Annotated in this window: 15 protein-coding genes and 1 riboswitch; of the genes, 8 read left to right on the forward strand and 7 right to left on the reverse strand. The window is 67.8% G+C overall.

The features are described from left to right. Positions 1-113: 113 nt before the first annotated feature. The 3 genes from JCQ34_RS12620 to hemE form a co-directional block, all read right to left on the reverse strand. Positions 114-1,139, reverse strand: coding sequence for a hypothetical protein (locus JCQ34_RS12620; protein ID WP_286397978.1), 1,026 nt, complete (start codon positions 1,137-1,139; stop codon positions 114-116). A gap of 106 nt (positions 1,140-1,245) precedes the next feature. Next, entirely contained in the window at positions 1,246-2,727 is a 1,482-nt protein-coding gene (gene hemG, locus JCQ34_RS12625; RefSeq protein ID WP_286397979.1) for a protoporphyrinogen oxidase, read from the reverse strand. 4 nt (positions 2,728-2,731) lie between these two features. After that, positions 2,732-3,826, reverse strand: a complete 1,095-nt coding sequence (gene hemE / locus JCQ34_RS12630) for a uroporphyrinogen decarboxylase (RefSeq protein WP_286397980.1) — start codon at positions 3,824-3,826, stop codon at positions 2,732-2,734. Positions 3,827-3,984: 158 nt separating this feature from the next. Between hemE and JCQ34_RS12635 the strand changes: the two genes are divergently transcribed. Then, positions 3,985-5,319, forward strand: a complete 1,335-nt coding sequence (locus JCQ34_RS12635; RefSeq protein ID WP_286397981.1) for a glutamyl-tRNA reductase — start codon at positions 3,985-3,987, stop codon at positions 5,317-5,319. A 67-nt stretch (positions 5,320-5,386) separates the two neighbouring features. Here the strand turns inward: JCQ34_RS12635 and moeB are convergent, their stop codons facing one another. Further along, entirely contained in the window at positions 5,387-6,586 is a 1,200-nt protein-coding gene (gene moeB, locus JCQ34_RS12640; RefSeq protein WP_286397982.1) for a molybdopterin-synthase adenylyltransferase MoeB, read from the reverse strand. A gap of 85 nt (positions 6,587-6,671) precedes the next feature. Here moeB and JCQ34_RS12645 point away from each other — a divergent pair, with 85 nt between their 5' ends. From JCQ34_RS12645 to JCQ34_RS12655, 3 genes are all read left to right on the forward strand, one after another. Further along, complete coding sequence (locus tag JCQ34_RS12645; RefSeq protein ID WP_236798967.1) at positions 6,672-7,337, forward strand: TetR/AcrR family transcriptional regulator; 666 nt, start codon at positions 6,672-6,674, stop codon at positions 7,335-7,337. 61 nt (positions 7,338-7,398) lie between these two features. Continuing rightward, the gene (locus tag JCQ34_RS12650; RefSeq protein WP_142133232.1) at positions 7,399-7,623 is read left to right on the forward strand and encodes a DUF3107 domain-containing protein; all 225 of its coding nucleotides are present in this window, start codon (positions 7,399-7,401) and stop codon (positions 7,621-7,623) included. 22 nt (positions 7,624-7,645) lie between these two features. Further along, complete coding sequence (locus tag JCQ34_RS12655; RefSeq protein ID WP_286397983.1) at positions 7,646-7,948, forward strand: hypothetical protein; 303 nt, start codon at positions 7,646-7,648, stop codon at positions 7,946-7,948. A gap of 80 nt (positions 7,949-8,028) precedes the next feature. Here JCQ34_RS12655 and JCQ34_RS12660 read toward each other — a convergent pair whose 3' ends face one another. The 3 genes from JCQ34_RS12660 to thiO form a co-directional block, all read right to left on the reverse strand. Then, entirely contained in the window at positions 8,029-8,844 is an 816-nt protein-coding gene (locus JCQ34_RS12660) for a thiazole synthase (protein WP_286397984.1), read from the reverse strand. A gap of 4 nt (positions 8,845-8,848) precedes the next feature. Further along, positions 8,849-9,085: a sulfur carrier protein ThiS gene (gene thiS / locus JCQ34_RS12665; RefSeq protein WP_286397985.1), complete on the reverse strand. Its 237-nt coding sequence runs from the start codon at positions 9,083-9,085 to the stop codon at positions 8,849-8,851. Beyond that, positions 9,082-10,395, reverse strand: a complete 1,314-nt coding sequence (gene thiO, locus JCQ34_RS12670) for a glycine oxidase ThiO (RefSeq protein WP_286397986.1) — start codon at positions 10,393-10,395, stop codon at positions 9,082-9,084. Before thiO ends, thiS begins: the two co-directional genes overlap by 4 nt. Beyond that, positions 10,389-10,507, reverse strand: a riboswitch (TPP riboswitch). It overlaps the preceding gene by 7 nt. A 27-nt stretch (positions 10,508-10,534) precedes the next feature. Between thiO and thiE the strand changes: the two genes are divergently transcribed. The 4 genes from thiE to JCQ34_RS12690 all read left to right on the forward strand — a co-directional run bounded on the left by thiE (position 10,535) and on the right by JCQ34_RS12690 (position 15,669). Further along, positions 10,535-11,281 carry a thiamine phosphate synthase gene (thiE, locus tag JCQ34_RS12675; RefSeq protein ID WP_286397987.1) on the forward strand — a complete coding sequence of 249 codons (747 nt, stop codon included), beginning with the start codon at positions 10,535-10,537 and terminating at the stop codon, positions 11,279-11,281. 39 nt (positions 11,282-11,320) lie between these two features. Beyond that, a complete protein-coding gene (locus JCQ34_RS12680; protein ID WP_286397988.1) occupies positions 11,321-12,811 on the forward strand; it encodes an RNB domain-containing ribonuclease in 1,491 nt (496 codons plus the stop codon). A 291-nt stretch (positions 12,812-13,102) separates the two neighbouring features. Next, complete coding sequence (locus JCQ34_RS12685) at positions 13,103-14,788, forward strand: DEAD/DEAH box helicase (RefSeq protein WP_286397989.1); 1,686 nt, start codon at positions 13,103-13,105, stop codon at positions 14,786-14,788. Positions 14,789-14,796: 8 nt separating this feature from the next. Next, positions 14,797-15,669, forward strand: a complete 873-nt coding sequence (locus tag JCQ34_RS12690) for a DNA-methyltransferase (RefSeq protein ID WP_286397990.1) — start codon at positions 14,797-14,799, stop codon at positions 15,667-15,669. Positions 15,670-15,697: the final 28 nt, after the last annotated feature.

The raw sequence follows: 15,697 nt of genomic DNA on the forward strand, positions 1-15,697 counted from the left end.
GGTTACAAGTTTGCCCCCTCCCTCCCTCCAAGACGAAACCGAAGAGTTCTACAACTCGTAGAAGTGATCAAAGTCACGTTTAGCACTGCAGCGAACCGTATTGGGGAGGGGTCCTAGAGGCGGCGCATGCGCAGGAACACCAAGCCTGCCGCGGCTCCCACACCGACCAGGCCCGCCCCAAGCCAGATCATGGCGTCCGGCACGTCCGGCAGCGGTCCGGTGGATGAAACTGCCTGGCCTGGACCTGCAGGTGCACCCGCAGCCTGGGGCGCGCGGGTGCGCAGGGACTGCCGGGCATTGATCGACAGGGCGGTCGGCAGGGCGATTGGCAGGGCCGGCGCTGGCGTTGCCTCCGCTTCGCTGCTCCCTGCCCCGTTTGTTCCTTCACGGATGGCCCCTTGCTGGCCCGCAGCATTGCCGTCGGCCCCAAGGATGCCTGGGCCCGCAGGTCCACGCGCTCCGGCACCCGACACGGAGGACGCTGCACCGGAAGCAGGGTCCCCGCCCGGAACTGCTCCTGTTCCCGGTGCGCCGGCCGGAGGAACAGCCACTGGGGCCTGTCCAGGAGCGCCTGCCGCATTCGAGGTGCCGGCAGCCGGGGCTCCGCCGGGTGCGGAGGGGGATCCCGGCCGGACGGTGGCCAGGGCGGATCCGGTGCCCGTTGGAGCCGCGGGGGCTGTGGTCTGCGGGCCGGGTGCCAGGGGCGTTCCGGAGGTGGTCGGCGACGGGGAGGGCGTCGTGCTTGCAGACGCGGAACCTGTGATCACCGGAAGCAAGGTACCCGGCAAGGAGATGGACGGAGACGGCGTCCGCGGGGCCCGGGTTGCAGGGGTGCCGGCAGGGGTGTCACCCTGCTGCCCGGGTGCACCGTTTTCATCGCCCCGCTTGGCTTCCTGCTGCCCCGGGGTGCCTTGGCCCGAAGCGATGGTAAGTCCGAACGCCGCAGCAGATGCTGCCGCGGAAGCCTGCACCGGCGGGTCCTGGGGAGGGGAAACTGCATCGTCAGCCAAGGCTGCCTGGACGCCGGTGGAAAGAACCAGTACCGCTCCGACGGCCGCTGCTGCGGTACCACGTCGGATTCCCCCATGGATACCGGTCCGGGACAGTGAAAGCTCGGACCTGTTTGAAACCATAGTCATCGACCCTAACCAGAACGGTTGGCCGATTGAAAACCGGAAAGACCGGCGGGGCGTGTCCTGGATGGGCTCCGAAAACCAGACCCGGCCGCTTGACCAGCAGCGATGCTCAGGTGGCGGTCAGTTGACCGATTTGCTCACGTGTGTCGGCCACCACAGCGGCCAACCCGTTCCCGGCCACCCAGCCGCCCACTACGGCCAGGCCGCCGGCGGCGGCGCAGGCCCTGCGGATTTCCGTTGCCCGTTCGCGGTGGCCCACCGCCGCGAACGGCAAGGCGCCCCGCCACCGGACCACATCCCAGCCCTCCACGTCCTCCCCCGTGATGCGGACGCTGAGCAGTGCGGACGCGTCACGGACGGCGGCCGCGAACAATTCTTCATCGGCTTCCGGCCCGGCAAGCTGGGCGGAAGCGCCGTCCACCCGGCCGTAGGAGAGGCGCACCACGTGCCTCCCGGGACCGGCGGCGGCAGCCAGCCAGTCCCATTTGCCAGTGGCATGCGTCAGGGCCTTGGCCTGGATCCCCGGCGTTTGCGGGGCCACCAGGATCCCGGTTCCCCGGGGCCTCGCGTCCAGGTCCGGTTTGTCCAGGACCAGCGTGACCAGCTTGACGTCCGGCCCGGAGGCCGGCTTCTTCCCTGCGATGGCAGGAACTGCATCTTCCAGGAGTTCGACGGCGGCAGGCCCGTCCACAGCCACGACCAGCAGGGCGGCGCTATGGGAAGCCCCGGCCGCTTCAACGCGCCAGCCGTCCTGGGTGCGGGCGACAGCCGTGACGGCAGTGCCCGGCAGCAGCGTAACGCCCAGGCGCTGGAGCTCCGCCACCAGGGCGTCCACCAGGATGCGCATGCCGCCTTCGAGCCCGGCGACGGCGGAGCCTGCCTTGGCCGGTTTACCGGTCTGGGCTTGCTGCGCCGGTTGTCCTTTTTGAGCCTGCTGGGCTGCCGCAGTGCCGGCGCGGCGGCGCTGCGCCAGCACCGCGGCAGCGAGGGAACCATGCTTCCGCAGGCCTGCACGCAGGCCCGGAGCCACCATGTCGACGTCGAGGAGGCCGGGGTCGGCTGAGTGGACGCCGCCCACCACCGGCGAGACGAGCCGCTCCAGCACCCGCGACCCCATCCGGGCCCGGACCAGGGCGGCCACGCTGGTAACACCCGCGCCGGCTCCTACGGAGGCAGGCAGCAGGCGGTCCAGGGAGGCGCGCAACGAGCCAAGTGTCCCCAGGGTGCGCCGCACCTCAGGATCCCAGGGGTTCGCCGGAATGCCCAGGACTCCGGTCCGGGGCAGTTCGCGGGGCCCGTCCGGAAGATGCACCCAGGCACCGCCGGGCCGCGGAGGAACGATCTTTCCACCCAGGCCGAGCTCGGCGCAGAGCCGGGCGACGGCGTCGGACCTTGTGGCGAACGACTCGGCGCCGCTGTCAAGGGTGAGTCCGGCCACCACGTGGCTGCCCACGCAGCCGCCCCACGCCGTCCCCGCTTCAAGGACGGTCACCTGGTGGCCGGCGGCGGCAAGTTCCCGGGCGGACAGGAGCCCGGAGATCCCGCCGCCCACCACCAATGCTGTGCCGGGCACTGCCGGAGAGCTGCCCACGGGTTTACTCCGATGAAATGGAGTGGATGAGTTTCACGACCCGGGTCAGGACGTCAGGGTCCGCTTCCGGCGGTACGCCGTGGCCAAGGTTCAGGACGTGGCCCGGCGCTGCCGATCCCGCGGCTATGACCTCGCGGACGTGGGCTTCGAGGATTTCCCAGGGGGCTGACAGCAGCGCGGGATCGATGTTTCCCTGCAGCGGCACCGTTCCGCCCAGGCGGCGGTTTGCTTCGTCGAGCGGCAGCCGGTAGTCAACGCCCACCACGTCCACGCCTACGTCGCGCATGGCAACGAGAAGTTCGGAGGTGCCGGTGCCAAAGTGGATCAGCGGGGCGCCGAGGTGGCGGACATGGTCCAGGGCACGGGCCGACGCCGGCGCAACATATTTGGTGTAGTCGGCCAGTCCCAGCGAGCCTGCCCAGGAGTCGAAGAGCTGGGCGGCCGAGGCACCCGCCTCGAGCTGGGCCTGGAGGAACATGCCGGAGGCGTCGGCAGCCCAGTTGGCCAACGCGGCCCAGGTCTCCGGGTCCGCATGCATCATGGTCCGGGGGCCAAGGTGGTCGCGGGACGGCTTTCCCTCCACCATGTAGGCGGCAAGGGTAAATGGTGCGCCGGCGAAGCCGATGAGGGGTGTCTTGCCCAGTTCGGCCACCGTCAGCCGAACGGCTTCGCGGATGGGCTCCAGGGCTTCCCAGGTGAGCTGCGGCAGGGCGGCAACGTCGGCCGCGGTGCGCACGGGCCTTTCCAGGACGGGCCCCACCCCGGGCACGATGTCCACTCCAACACCGGCCAGCTTCAGCGGGATCACGATGTCGGAGAAGAAGATGCCTGCGTCCACGTCATGTCGGCGGACGGGCTGGAGGGTGATCTCGGAGGCCAGCTCAGGACGGAGGCACGAGTCCAGCATCGCAATGCCCTCGCGCACCTTCAGGTATTCCGGCAGCGACCGGCCCGCCTGGCGCATGAACCACACGGGACGGCGGGACGGCGTGCCCCCGCGGTAAGCCGTGATCAGCGGGGAGTCGGCGGTGCGGCCGTCCATCAGTGGATGGTCTGCGGCGAGGGCGCCGGCAGCTGAGACGGCGGGGCTAGGAGTCATGCTTTTGATTGTGCCCAAAAAGAGCAGCAAAAGATAACGACAACCTGTCGCTGCCAGGGCCCGCTCCGGTAAGGTGGCGCGAATCACCGCGAAGTGTGGCGACTATCCTTTCCGGAGGTTGTTCTACCGGGCAACGAAAAAGCTATGATTGGTCTGCTGTGGTTCTTTTCTCATTGGTGGCTACACACGCCGACATCGATCTTGAAACCGTTGCTCAGTTGAGCAACGGTTCCTCCGGGATTGCCGCATCCGCGCTGACCGAATCCCCTGCCGTGGCCGGGGCGGTGGTCCTTGCCACCTGCAACCGTTACGAAATCTACGGTGAGGCTCCCAACCCGCACGACGTCGAAGCGGCCCGGGCAGCCCTCGTATCACGCATCAGCGAGGCCAGCGGCCTGGCCGAACCCCTCGTCTCCCGTTCCTTCAGCACCCGGACGGGACCCGAGGTGACCCAGCACCTGTTCGCCGTCAGCGCTGGACTGGACTCCGCCGTCGTGGGTGAACGCGAAATCGCCGGGCAGGTGCGGCGGGCGCTGATCAACGCCCAGCACGATGGCACCGTCAGCGCCGGCCTTGTCCGGCTGTTCCAGGCGGCCTCGAAGACCGCCAAGGATGTGGGCGCCCAGACCGCCCTTGGTTCCCGTGGGCTTTCCATCGTCTCCGTGGCACTGGACCTGGCCACGGATCTTTCCGAAAACCCTGACTGGTCAACCAAGAAGGTTGTGCTTTTCGGGACGGGCGCCTACGCCGGCGCCACCATGGCACTGCTGCGCGAACGCGGCTGCACGGACATCTCCGTCTTCTCCTCATCCGGCCGGGCCGAAGGCTTCGTGGCCTCGCGGGGCGGTGTGGCCCTGGACGTTGAGTCCCTGCGGCCTGCGGTGGCCGCCGCCGACGTCATGATCGGCTGCAGCGGCTCGGATAACCGCGTCGAGGCTGATGAACTGGCCCAGGTCCGCGCCGGCTCCGCGCAGCCCCTGATCGCCATCGACCTGGCCCTCACGCACGACTTCGACCCCGCCGTCGGCGAGCTGGACGGCGTTGAGCTGCTCACCCTCGAATCGGTCCGGCTCGCGGCACCGCAGGAACAGGCGGAATCACTCGCCCAGGCCAGCGGCATCGTGAAAGGTGCGGCCAAGGCCTTTGAGCAGGAACGCGAAGCCCGCTCCGTCGATTCGGCCATCGTTGCCCTCCGGCGCCACACCATGAACGTGCTGGACGCGGAAATGGAAAAGGTCCGGGCCCGGCACGGCTGCACCGCCGCCGCCGAAGAAGTGGAGTTTGCCCTCCGCCGCATGGTCAAGCAGTTGCTGCACGTGCCCACGGTGCGCGCCCGTGAACTCGCCGCCAACGGCCAGCAGGACGACTATGTGGCAGCGCTGGAAGCGTTGTACGGCATCACCGTCGAACAGCCGGCCACCGCACCGGCCGCCTCCCCCGCACCGGCTGAGGCCGAGTGCCCGGTGGACCACAAGGGCCGCGAAACCGCCTGAGCCCCTTGCTCTATCAGATATGGCTCCTAAACCATCGGTTTGGGAGCCATATCTGATAGAGCAACTGTTAGTAGACGGGCTTTTCGGGTTCCACGTCCCGCACCCAGGCCAGGATCCCGCCGTCGAGGTGGCTCACCCGCTGATAACCGGCCTGCCGCGCCGCCGCCAGCACGTTGGCGGACCGGGTCCCGGCCTTGCAGTGGAACACGATGTCCCGGTCCTGCGGAAGTTCGTCCCATGCCTCGCCGGCCAGGATACGTCCCTGCGGGATGAGCCTGGCACCATCGATCCGCACGATGTCGTACTCCCCTGCTTCCCGGACGTCCACCAGCTCGAAATCCTTGAGCCCGGCTTTCCGCGAGGCGAGCATGGTGGCGAGCTGGGTGGCGGTGACGGTGTGTTCGGTATCGGCCGGCGCTGCCGGCGTGATCCCGCAGAAGGCCTCGTAGTCCGTCAGTTCGGTGATGGGTTCCGCCGCAGGGTCCTTGGACACGCGGATCTCGCGCCAGCTGCCGCCTAGAGCGTCAAAGAGCGCCACACGGCCCAGCAGGGAACGTCCGACGCCGGTAATTAACTTCACCGCTTCGGTCACCATCAGCGACCCCACGGCGGCGCAAAGCATGCCGAACACGCCGCCCTCACCACAGGAGGGGACGGAACCTGCGGGCGGGGCCTCCGGGTAGAGGTCGCGGTAGGTGGGGCCGTGTTTCTCCCAGAACACGCTGACCTGGCCGTCGAAACGGAAGATGGAACCCCACACGTAGGGCTTGCCCAGGATGGCCGCGGCGTCATTGACCAGGTAGCGCGTGGCGAAGTTGTCGGCACCGTCCAGGATGAGGTCGTATCCGCTGAACAGCTCAAGAGCGTTGGACGAGTCCAGGCGCACGTTGTGCAGCCGGACGTCCACCAGCGGATTCAGTTCGGCGATGGCGTCGCGTGCCGACTCGATTTTGGGCCGTCCCACGTCGCCCACCCCGTGGATGACCTGTCGCTGCAGGTTGCTCAGGTCCACCACGTCGTCGTCGATGATTCCTATGGTGCCGACACCCGCCGCGGCCAGGTACAGCAGCGCCGGCGCGCCCAGGCCGCCGGCGCCGATCACCAGGACCTTGGCGTTCTTAAGCCGCCGCTGCCCCAGGGCTCCGATCTCGGGAATGATCAGGTGCCGGGAGTACCGTTCCACCTCGTCTGGGCTCAGGTCCGCAGCCGGTTCCACCAGCGGATCCAGGGAAAGGGTTGAAACATTTGCGGTGAAAGACGAAGCCATACTTCAATGTATGCCCCGGGATACCGCCGGGTCATATTACCCCGCAGTAAAGTGAAGGGTAACTGCAATGGAAAGAAGGACAACTGTGGTCCCTGAAGCACGGGCCGACCGCCCGCCCGCCGCCGAACCGCAAACTCCCTCCCGCCCCGCAGGCCAACGGTCCGCCCGGCTGCCCCGGGATGAGCGCCGCGCCCAACTCCTTGCTGCGGCCCAGGAAGTGTTCGTTGCCAACGGCTACCACGGTGCTGCCATGGACGAGATCGCTGAGACCGCCCATGTGAGCAAACCGGTGCTGTACCAGCACTTTCCTTCCAAACGCGACCTGTACCTCGCCCTGCTGGAAAGCCACCTGGCGTCCCTGACCGAACTGATGCTCGGTGCCCTGAACTCCACCACGGACAACGACGAACGCGTGCAAGCCGTTATGCGGGCGTACTTCCACTTCATTGCCAGCGACGACCAGGCCCACCGGCTGGTCTTCGAATCCGACCTGATCAACGACCCCGACGTCAGCTCCCGGCTGGAAACCTTCAACCGGACCTTCGCCGATGCCATTGCACGGGTCATCGCGGAGGACACCAAGCTCCCCCATCTCGAGGCGGAACTGCTGGGCCGCGGCCTGGCGGGGATGGCGCAGGTCAGTGCCCGGTACTGGCTGGAAACCGACGGCAACCTGGACCTCGATGTGGCGAGCGACCTCATCTACCGTTTAGCTTGGCGCGGAATCTCTCGCTTCCCCAAAGAGTCCTAGACTACAAATAAGACAACACCTCGTAGAGAAGTACGAGCACTTCACAGGCTGGGAGGCCCCCTTGGAAATTAAGATCGGCGTTCAGAACGTTGGCCGCGAAATCGTACTGGAATCGACCCAGGATGCCGAGACGGTGGCCAAGGTTGTCGGCGAGGCCATCAGCGAAGGCAATGAGCTGCGCCTCAAGGATGACAAGGGACGCCTGATCATCGTTCCGGGCAACGCCCTGGCGTACGTTGAAATCGGCGCTGAAGAGGTCCGCCGCGTGGGCTTCGGCCAGTTCTAACCCGCGCCGAAGAGGGAGACCCATGCTTTCGTTGACCATCGTGGTGCTGGCAACCGCCGCGGGCGGCTTCATCGTCTGGGCCAATGACAAGCGCCATGCCACCTACGGCGCGGCGCTGCCGGCTGGAATTGCGGTGGGTGTTGCTGCGCTGGCGTGGATCATCCTCATGACGGCCGGCTTCGGCTACCTGCCCGGCCTGACCTGGCTCCCCTGGGTCCTGCCCATGGTCCTGGGCATCGCGGCCGCAACCGGGGCCGTGGTCTACCTGGGCCGTTCGCGTACCCGCCACGACATGGAGCGGCTGACGGCCATCCTGCGCCGCTGATGCGTCTTTAAATGGCTGTGGCCACTACCCCCAGGGGTAGTGGCCACAGCCATTTAAGGATTGATCAGATTAGGCGGCGGTCAGAGGAACTCCGCCCGGCCCTCCATAGCCGACGACGCAAGGGCGTGCTCCCGGCGGGGAATCCGGCCCGCTGCCCTGGCCATCCTGCCCGCGATCACAGCGTGCTTGAATGCCTCGCCCATGAGGGCCGGGTTCTGCGCGCGCGTCACGGCCGTGGCCAGCAGTACGGCGTCACAGCCCAGCTCCATGGCAAGGGCGGCGTCGGACGCCGTACCGATACCGGCGTCCAGGACCACCGGAACCGATGCGCGCGAAACGATGAGCTCGATGTTGTGCGGGTTCAGGATCCCCAGGCCGGTCCCGATCGGGGCGCCCAGGGGCATCACGGCGGTGGCGCCGAGGTTTTCGAGCCGCAGGGCAAGCACGGGGTCGTCGTTGGTGTAGGCGAAGACCTTGAAGCCGCGGTTGACCAGTTGCTCCGTGGCCTCCACGAGCTCCACGGCGTCGGGCAGGAGGGTCTGTTCGTCGGCGATGACCTCCAGTTTCACCCAGTCGGTTTCCAGGGCTTCGCGGGCCAGTTCCGCCGTGAGGACCGCGTCCCTGGCGGTGAAGCAACCGGCGGTGTTGGGCAGCACCCGGATCCCGTGGTCCACCAGCAGCTGGAACAGCGAGCCGGTTTCGGCGGTTGAGTAACGACGCATGGCCACGGTGGTCAGGGCAGTGCCGGAGGCCAGGAGCGCTGCGCCCAGGCCGTCCGGGCTGGGCGCCCCGCCGGTGCCCATGATGAGGCGGGAGCCGAGGGCGACGCCGTCAATCACCAGGGCGTCGGCGGCACCTGTGTTCCCGGCGGGGTTGATGGTGCTGGTTTCGGTCATGGCGTCAGCCTCCCTGTACTGCTGTAACGAGTTCGATGTCGTCGCCCTCGGCGAGCACCGTGGCGAACCATTGGCTGCGCGGCACCACCTGGGCGTTATGGGCGACGGCGACGCCCAGTTTCCCACCGTCCGTCGCCTGCCCGTTGTCAGCCAGCGGGCGTCCGGTGACCTGGCTGACGAGCGTGGTGATGGAGGCGCCGTTCGCCACCGTGTGCGGGTTGCCGTTGAGGGTGATGTTCACGCTGTCTCCTTGATATCGGTGTCTTTTGCCGCCGGTGCCGGCCTGGAGAACCGGTCGGGGCTGAAGGGTGCCCAGCGGGGGTCGGCTTTTCCGTCCAGCAGTTCCGCGCAAATTGCTGCTGCCGCAGGTGTGAGGAGGACGCCGTGACGGAAGAACCCGGTGGCGATGATGAGCCCCGGGACGTGACCGGAATCCGCTCCGGATCCTTCGCTTCCTAAGGCCAGGTCCACCGGCACCCGCCCCAGCAGCGGTGCATTGTCCGGGGTTCCGGGGCGGGCACGGGCGGTGCACTCCAGCAATTCGAGTTCGGCGACGGCGGGCACCAGGGCCTGGGCATCGCGCAGTAGCTGGTAGACGCCGCCGGCGCTGACGGCATCGGACAGGGCGTCCTCGCGCTGGGTGGCTCCAATCACCACGGTCCCGTCCTGCCGCGGGACGATGTAGACCGGGACTCCGTGGACCAGGCCCCGCACCGTTGCTGTCACCAGGGGCTGGAGGTGCCGGGGAACCGCAAGGCGGAGGATGTCCCCGTGGACGGGCCGCAGCGGCAGTTCGAGGCCACGGGGCAGGTCCGCGAGCGCGCCTGACTGCAGGCCGTTGGCCACCACGGTTTCTGTTGCCAGGACGGCACCGCCACCGGCGAGCCGGACGCCGGCGACCGTTCCGCCTTCCCACATCAGCCCGGCTGCCCGTTTCGGCACGGCATACCCGTCCACCGCACCGGCCACGACCAGGCCAGGCAACTCCTGGGCGGCGCGGGCCAGGGCCTGCCGCAGGGCCGCCACCAACCGGCGGGGATCCACCTGGTGGTCCGCCGGGGTGTCGAGGGCACAGGCGATGGCAGGGCTGAGGAGGGGTTCGCGTTTGCGGGCCTCCCGCACGGTCAGGGGTTCCACGGCCAGGCCGCTCGCCTGCTGAACTGTGCGCAGGTCCATCAGCGCGCGGCGGTCGGCGGCGTCGGCACCCACGGCGAGTGTCGGCGTCGTGAGGTATCCGGAATCCGCCCCCGATGCATCGGTGACACCGGCAGCGAACGCCGGCCACCGTGACGATGCGTCCAGCATGAGTTCCAGGAGGTCCTCCTCCTGGTAGTGCAGTTCGCTCACCGGGGCCAACATGCCGGCCGCGGCCCAGCTGGCGCCGGCGCCCGGCGCATCGTCGATGAGGACGACGGAGCGTCCGGAACGCTGCAATTCCCAGGCGATGCCATGTCCCACCACTCCCCCGCCAATGACGGCGACGTCGGCACGAAGGGTGGAGGGGATGGACGCGTCAACGGATGCGGGCTGAGCGGTGCCGGGGGTATGCATCTGGGTTCCTTCCCTACGCCGGCATTAACCGGATCAGGTCAAGCGGTCGGCTCTGACGCCCTCTCAGCCCGGCGCTTTGTGACAGCTGCCGCGGGCTCCCGCAGTACCTCCCCAGTTTAGAGGAACTAGGCTTGCAGGCATGAATGCGACCACCTCATCCTTTCCCGCAGGTTCCCATGCTCCGGCCGGCGGAGTTGCCAGTGCCGAGGTTGTCAATGCCCGCGACAGCGAGGCCCTCAAGGCGCGCCTGTACCTCTGCACCGATGCGCGGCGGGACCGCGGCGACTTTGCGGAGTTCGTGGACGCGGCGTTTGCCGGCGGCGTGGACATCATCCAGCTGCGTGACAAGACCATCGAAGCCGCCGAGGAACTGGACCTCTTGGCGGTGCTGAAGGAAGTGGCGGTCCGGCACGGCAAGCTGTGGGCGGTCAATGACCGCGCCGACATCGCCGTGCTTTCCGGGGCCCCCGTGTTCCACATTGGCCAGAAGGACCTGCCGCTGGCGGCAGCACGCACTCTGGTCAACGGCAACGCCGCCATCGGACTTTCCAGCCACACCACCGAACAGGTGGATGCCGCCCTGGCCGCAACCGCCGGCCCCTCCGGGCTGGACTACTTCTGCGTGGGTCCGGTCTGGGCCACCCCCACCAAACCCGGCAGGGCCGCCGTCGGTCCCGAACTGGTGAAGTACGCAGCCGGGGCGTCCCGGCAGGCTGCCGATCCCGTGCCCTGGTTTGCCATTGGCGGCATCGACCACGGCAACGTCCACCAGGTGGCGGAGGCGGGTGCGCGCAGGATCGTGGTGGTCCGCGCCATCACCGAAGCCCCTGATCCCGCCGCAGCTGCTGCCTCCCTCCTCGACGCGCTGGACGCCGCCGGCTCCTGAGCCTGCTTAATCGCGGAACTTGGGGCTACGCTGAATTTTGTGTCACATCATCGGCTGGCTCCCAACGTTCACGACCACAAGAATGCCTTGGAAGAGGCGCTGGGCCTGCTGCGGACGGAACTTGAACTTCCCGGCCCCTATCCCGCCGAAGCCGTGGAAGACGCCCTGGCCGCCGTGGCGGCGCTGCAACTGCCGTCCTACGACCTGACCGCCGTCGAGTTTGTCACTATCGACCCGGCGTCCTCCACGGACCTGGACCAGGCGGTGTTCATCGAATTGGACGGGGACGGCTACCGCGTGATGTACGCGATCGCCGATGTTCCGGCCTTCGTTGCGCCGGGAGGTCCCCTGGACGCCGAGACGCGGCGGCGCGGACAGACGTTCTACGCACCGGACGGCCGGATCCCGCTGCACCCGGAAGTCATCAGCGAAGGGGCCGGGAGCCTGCTGCCCGGCCAGGAGTGTTCTGCCTTCGTATGGGATTTCACTCTCGACGGCGAAGCAACCGTCCTGACAGTGGGCGTCCGCCGGGCGCGGGTCCGCAGCCGTGACAAGCTCAGCTACAAGGGCGCCCAGGCAGACCTCGACGCCGGGACGGCCTCCCCCGTGCTCCATCTGCTCCGCGAGGTGGGCCTGAAGCGGGTGGCACTGGAGCGGGCGCGTGAAGGCGCCAGCCTCAACATGCCCGAACAGGAGATCGTCCAACTGCCCGACGGCGGCTACCGGATTGACGCCGTTCCGCAGCTTCCCGTGGAGGACTGGAACGCGCAGATTTCGTTGATGACCGGGATGGCGGCGGCGGAGCTCATGCTGGAGGGCAAGGTGGGCATCCTGCGAACTATGCCGGCCCCGGATGAACGGTCCCTGAGGCATTTCCGGCTGCAGACCGAGGTGCTGGGCAGGCCGTGGGACGGCGAAGTCAGCTACGGCGAATACCTGCGGTCACTGGATCCCACCGACCCGAGGCAGCTGGCCATCATGCATTCGGCAGGCATGCTGTTCCGCGGAGCCTCCTACACCGCCTTTGACGGAACCGTCCCCGAGGATGGGATCCAGTCCGCCATCGGCGCGGCGTATGCCCACACCACCGCGCCGCTGCGCCGCTTGGTGGACCGCTTCGTCCTGGTCATCTGCGAGGCCCTGAGCAATGGCGGCGATGTTCCCGGCTGGGCACGCGAAGCCCTGCCGCTGCTGCCTGGCATCATGGCGGGATCGGACCAGCTGGCGTCCCGGATGGAACGCCTGGCCCTGGACACCGTGGAGGCGGCCCTGCTGCTGAACCACATCGGGCAGGAGTTCGACGCGATCGTAATCTCCGGGTCCAAGCCGCAGAACGGCAGTGGAAGCAACGGGAAAAATGGCAACGGCAATGCGAAGAACGGCAACGGAAGCTCCGGGATCATCCAGATCGCAGAACCCGCGGTGACCGCGCGCTGCGCCGGCGAATTGGAATCCGGCACCAAGGTACGGGTCCGGCTGGTGTCCTCGGACATCACCACCCGGGAGATCCACTTCGAACTCGTTTGCTGAGGAACCAGCGGACGCCGCAGGCGGGCCGAAAGCGTGTTTCCGCACCCATGCGGCTAGACTGGAGGGGTAGAACTGGATGCCCGGTCGTTGATTTCCTCCATTTGAAACCAACAAGCCCGCCCCTACGCGATCTTGAGATTTGCCCGCTGGTCCCCAGTGCCAGCATTAGATAGCCCGCGATCGGCTTCCACTGGAATCGCTTTCGCGCCAGAGCGTGCTCCGGAGCGGCCAGCCTTGGCCGGCCCGTTGAGCAGGCAGCGCCAATGCCTAAATGAATAAGGAAACTCCCCTGTGAGTGAATTGCATACCCACCAGCTTCTGAGCGACGTGTCCGGTACCGAGACCATCGAACCGGAAGAGACCATCATCTCGGACGAGACGCCGCACGAGATCGCCGAGAAGTCCTTTGCCGACTACAACGTCCGCGAAGACATCGTGGAGTCCCTGGCCGACGCCGGGATCACGCACCCCTTCCCCATCCAGGCCATGACCCTGCCGGTGGCCCTGGGCGGCCACGACATCATTGGCCAGGCCAAGACCGGCACCGGCAAGACCCTCGGTTTTGGCATCCCGGCGCTCCAGCGTGTCATCGGCCAGGACGACCCCGGCTACGCCAAACTGGCCGTGCCGGGTGCCCCACAGGCCTTGGTCATCGTTCCCACCCGTGAACTGGCGGTACAGGTGGCCAGCGACCTCCAGACCGCGTCGCGCAAGCGCAATGCCAGGATCACCACCATCTACGGTGGCCGCGCGTACGAACCCCAGGTCGAGTCCCTGAAGCAGGGCGTCGAGGTAGTGGTTGGCACCCCCGGCCGGCTGATCGACCTCTACAAGCAGAAGCACCTGAGCCTGAAGAACGTCAAGATCGTGGTCCTTGACGAAGCCGACGAAATGCTGGACCTGGGCTTCCTGCCGGATGTGGAGACGTTGATCGCCGCCACCCCCGCCGTCCGCCAGACACTCCTGTTCTCCGCCACGATGCCCGGCCCCGTCATCGCCATGGCCCGCCGGTACATGACCCAGCCCACCCACATCCGCGCAGCGGATCCGGAGGACGAGGGCCTGACCAAGCGGGACATTCGCCAGCTGATCTACCGTGCGCACAGCATGGACAAGACCGAAGTGGTGGCACGCATCCTGCAGGCACGCGGCCGCGGGCGGACCATCATCTTCACCAAGACCAAGCGCACCGCCGCCAAGGTGGCCGAGGAACTGGTGGACCGCGGCTTCGCCGCCGCCGCCCTCCACGGGGACCTGGGCCAGGGCGCCCGTGAACAGGCGCTGCGGGCGTTCCGCAACAACAAGGTGGACGTCCTGGTAGCCACGGACGTTGCCGCCCGCGGGATCGACGTCGAGGACGTCACCCACGTGGTCAACTACCAGTGCGTGGAAGACGAGAAGATCTACCTGCACCGGGTGGGCCGCACCGGCCGCGCCGGCAACAAGGGCACCGCAGTCACGTTCGTGGACTGGGACGACATGCCGCGCTGGGCGCTGATCAACAAGGCACTGGGCCTCAGCGTCCCGGAGCCCGTGGAAACCTACTCATCCTCCCCGCACCTGTACACGGACCTGGATATTCCCGAGGGCACCAAGGGCCGCCTGCCCCGCGACAAGCGGACGCTGGCCGGCGTCGACGCCGAGGTGCTCGAGGATCTCGGCGAGACTGGCAAGAAGAACACCCGCGGCGGCCGGGACTCAGGCCGCTCGCGCGACCAGGACCGGGACGGACGCGGGCGCAGCAAGGGCGGCAACCGCGAAGGAGGCCGCAGCAGCGATTCGGCCGGCCACTCGGGTGAGCGCCGGCGTCGTACGTCCAACCCGGAAGCCGCACCTGCCGGTGAAGCTGCCGCCCCGGCAGCCGACGGCGCTCAGCCCTCGCGCGCCCGCCGCACCCGGACCCGCACCCGCCGCCGCAACGGCGAAGTGGTGGCGGGTGCCGACAAGGGCACGCAGCCTGGCAACTCCGAGGGCTAACTGCCTCGATGACTGACACTGTTTGGGCGCCGGACGGCGGCAGCCTGGTGGTGCACGCGGACAACGCGGAGTACCTCCCCACGCTGCCGGACGGCGCCTTCACACTGATTTACGTGGACCCGCCCTTCAACACCGGCCGGCCGCAGCAGCGCCAGGAAACCCGCATGGTGGTCAACGCCGGCGGCAGCGGGGACCGGGTGGGTTTCAAGGGCCGCTCCTACGACACGATCAAGGGCGCCCTGCACCGCTACGACGACGCGTTCAGCGACTACTGGTCCTTCCTGGAACCCCGGCTCGTGGAGGCCTGGCGCCTGCTGGCCGATGACGGCACCCTGTACCTGCACCTGGACTACCGCGAGGTGCATTACGCCAAGGTCATGCTGGATGCGATCTTTGGCCGGGAATGCTTCCTGAACGAGATCATCTGGGCCTACGACTACGGCGCCCGCGCGAAAAACCGGTGGCCCACCAAGCACGACAACATCCTGGTCTACGTCAAGAACCCGGCCAAGTACCACTTCGACAGCGCCGAGGTGGACCGTGAACCCTACATGGCACCGGGCCTGGTGACTCCTGCCAAGCGGGAGCTGGGAAAGCTGCCCACCGACGTCTGGTGGCACACCATCGTCTCGCCCACCGGCAAGGAAAAGACCGGCTACCCCACCCAGAAACCGGAGGGCCTGGTCCGGCGCGTTGTCGCTGCCTCGTCCCGTCCCGGGGACTGGTGCCTGGACTTCTTCGCCGGCTCCGGCACCCTGGGGGCAGTGGCCGCAAAGCTGGGCCGGAAGTTCGTGTGCGTGGACCAGAACCAGCCGGCCATTGACATCATGGCCAAGCGGCTGGGTGCGCACGCCACCCTGGTATCCCGCCAGCCCAGCTAGGTTCCCGCCGGCCCTTCGGGGACGGGCT

Origin of the sequence: Pseudarthrobacter defluvii (assembly GCF_030323865.1) — a bacterium.
In the GTDB taxonomy this organism is placed as follows: Bacteria; Actinomycetota; Actinomycetes; order Actinomycetales; family Micrococcaceae; genus Arthrobacter; species Arthrobacter sedimenti.